Source organism: Streptomyces canus (genome assembly GCF_001514145.1).
Lineage (GTDB): Bacteria > Actinomycetota > Actinomycetes > Streptomycetales > Streptomycetaceae > Streptomyces > Streptomyces canus.
In genome coordinates this window covers 1-1,862 of sequence record NZ_KQ948715.1, presented here as the reverse complement: position 1 = coordinate 1,862, position 1,862 = coordinate 1, and the positions used below count along the sequence as shown (strand labels likewise).

At 65.1% G+C, this 1,862-nt stretch carries 2 protein-coding genes; both read left to right on the top strand.

The genetic code is table 11. From position 1 onward, the window contains the following. Positions 1-19 precede the first annotated feature (19 nt). Positions 20-1,000: a carbohydrate ABC transporter permease gene (locus AQJ46_RS51180; RefSeq protein WP_059212216.1), complete on the top strand. Its 981-nt coding sequence runs from the start codon at positions 20-22 to the stop codon at positions 998-1,000. Continuing rightward, the coding region (locus tag AQJ46_RS51175; protein WP_059212215.1) for a carbohydrate ABC transporter permease at positions 997-1,862 on the top strand (866 nt) is incomplete at its 3' end. The genes AQJ46_RS51180 and AQJ46_RS51175, both read left to right, overlap by 4 nt.

Here is a 1,862-nt window from a genome sequence, read left to right as displayed (position 1 = left end):
TCCTGAGCTGAGCGGCTAAATGACTACCGACACGAACATGAAGAGCCCGGAGGCGGCCGCCGTGCCGCCTTCGGGCCCTGCCCCTGTCAACAAGCGGGTCCCGCGGGGGCACAAGCGCCTGCTGACCCGCCGTGACCGCATCACGCTCGGCTTCATGGCCGGCGTGCCCACGGTCCTGCACGTGGCCCTGGTCTGGGTCACCGCGCTGGCGTCGATCGCGCTGGCCTTCACCAGCTGGGACGGCATCGGCTTCGACTCCATCAAGTGGGTCGGGCTGGACAACTTCCAGCAGCTGTTCAACGACAACCCGCAGTTCTGGCCCGCCGTCCAGCACAACGTCATCTGGTTCGTCGTGCTCATCCTGGTCCCGACGCCGTTCGGCCTGTTCCTGGCCGTCCAGCTGGACAAGAAGATCCGTTTCTCCCGGGTCTACCAGACGGCGTTCTTCCTGCCGGTCGTGGTCTCGCTGGCCGTGACCGGCTTCGTGTGGCAGCTGGTCTACAACCCGGACACCGGCCTGATCAACAGCCTGATCGGGGCCAACAAGCCCGGCCACTACATCGACTGGATCGGCGATCCGAAGCTCAACCTGTGGGCGGTGCTGATCGCCGCGTCCTGGCGGCACACCGGCTACATGATGATCCTCTACCTGGCCGGCCTCAAGGGAGTGGACCCCTCGCTGCGGGAGGCGTCCTCGCTGGACGGCGCGAACGAGTGGCAGACGTTCAAGAACGTCATCTTCCCGACCCTGCGCCCGACCAACACCGTCGTCCTGGTCGTCACCATCATCGAGGCGCTGCGCGCCTTCGACCTGGTCTTCGTCTTCAACAAGGGCGCCCAGGGCACCGAGCTGCTGTCGATCCTGATCACCAACAACATCATCGGCGAGTCCAGCCGGATCGGTTACGGCTCGGCGATCGCGGTGGTCCTGCTCGTCATCTCCCTCGTCGTGATCATCCCGTATCTGATCTCGACCTTCCGCAAGGAGCGCAGCGCATGAGCACCCCCACCGTCGCGCTCGGCGCCAAGCAGCGCACCCCCCTGCGCCCCGCCCGGATCCTGCTCCACGTCTTCCTGATCGGCACCTCGCTGGCCTGGCTCGCCCCGCTGCTGTGGGCGATCTTCGCGGCCCTGCGCCCCTACAGCGAGACCAGCACCAAGGGCTACGTCTCGTGGCCGGACAAGCTGAACTTCGACAACTTCAAAAACGCGTTCGAGCAGTCCGACATGATGCACTACTTCGGGAACACGCTGCTCATCGCGGTCCCGGCGGTGCTCGTCACCCTGCTGCTGTCGTCGATGGTCGCGTTCTACGTCTCCCGCTTCGACTTCCGGCTGAACATCTTCCTGCTGCTGGTCTTCACCGCCGGCAACCTGCTGCCGCAGCAGGTCATCATCACTCCGCTGTACCGCATGTACCTGCTCATCGACCTGCCCGGCATCACCATGAGCGGCAAGCTGTACGACTCCGCTCTCGGCCTGGTCCTGATCCACGTGGCGTTCCAGTCCGGGTTCTGCGCCTTCGTCCTGTCCAACTACATGCGCATGCTGCCCCACGAGCTCACCGAGGCCGCCCTGGTCGACGGCGCCTCCGTGTGGCGGATGTACTGGCAGATCGTGTTGCCGCTGTGCAAGCCCGCGATGGCCGCCCTGGGCACCCTGCTGTCCATCTGGATCTACAACGACTTCTTCTGGGCAATCGTGCTGATCTCCACCGGCGAGAACATGCCCATCACCTCCGCCCTGAACAACCTCTCCGGCCAGTACTTCACCGACCCCAACCTGGTCGCCGCCGGCGCCCTGCTCACCGCGATCCCCACCCTGATCGTGTACTTCGTGCTCCAGCGCCAGTTCGTCAGCGG